Annotated in this window: 1 protein-coding gene; it reads right to left on the bottom strand. The window is 48.0% G+C overall.

Annotated features, from left to right (window positions below):
- Positions 1-89: 89 nt before the first annotated feature.
- The gene (locus ACTHUM_RS15545; protein WP_070461633.1) at positions 90-881 is read right to left on the bottom strand and encodes a Cof-type HAD-IIB family hydrolase; all 792 of its coding nucleotides are present in this window, start codon (positions 879-881) and stop codon (positions 90-92) included.
- Positions 882-897 lie beyond the last annotated feature (16 nt).

Raw genomic sequence — 897 nt, forward strand, 5'->3', positions numbered from 1 at the left:
GCTTTTTGGTATTGCCAAAGTAAGCAGAAAGTTTATAGATAGAACAAGGCCTTCTGAAAAAATGTTCAGACGGCCTTTTGATTTGAAATTTAAATTACGCCCAATTCTTGCAAGCCGCGCAAGACGCCATCTTCATCAACACTTGGGCAGACGAATTGTGTGGCCGCTTTGGCTGCTTCTTCGCCATTGCCCATGGCAACGCCAAAGCCGACGGTTGACAGCATTTCCAAGTCGTTGAAGCTATCACCGAATGCCATCACTTTGCTCATATCAATGCCCAGTTTTTCCACTGCGTGGGTGATGCCCCGTGCTTTTGAACCTTCTTTGCGCAGCAGGTCCACGGCATATTCATGCCAGCGGACGGATTTGAAGCCGTGTTGCTGGGTTAGCGGTTGCAGGATTTTTTCTTCTTCTTTATCCACAAATACCAACATTTGATAAACAGGCTGTTTTCGGAAATATTCTTTATCCATCAGGAAGTTGGGCAGGATATGCGATAAGCCTTCGGCAACGCGCGGCGAATGGGAGGAAACGGCAATTTCTTGGTTGTTGACGAATGCGTAGTCTATTTTATGTTGTTCAAGCAGGTTGATGGCTGTTTCGATGTCGGCAATGTCCAAGGGGTAGCTTTGCAGGGGTTCGCCGTGAAAGGAAATATATTGGCCGTTGATGGTAACGAGCATGTCGATACCGCATTCTTGAATCAAGGCTTTGACTTTGGCGGGAATGGCGGCTTCCGGACGGCCGGTGGCAATGGCAGTCAAAATGCCTTTGGCTTTCAATTCGTGCATGGCTTTGGGAACTGAGGGACGCAGGGTATCCGTGTATTTGCGGTAGAGGGTGTCGTCGATGTCAAAGAAGATGATTTCAGGGTTGTTCATGGTTTACTCGTTGGGC

It is taken from the genome of Neisseria sp. P0021.S006 (genome assembly GCF_051956895.1).

Bases quoted from the DNA above. Each gene is read 5' to 3' on its own strand.
- ACTHUM_RS15545 (WP_070461633.1), bottom strand. From the start codon at position 881: ATGAACAACCCTGAAATCATCTTCTTTGACATCGACGACACCCTCTAC.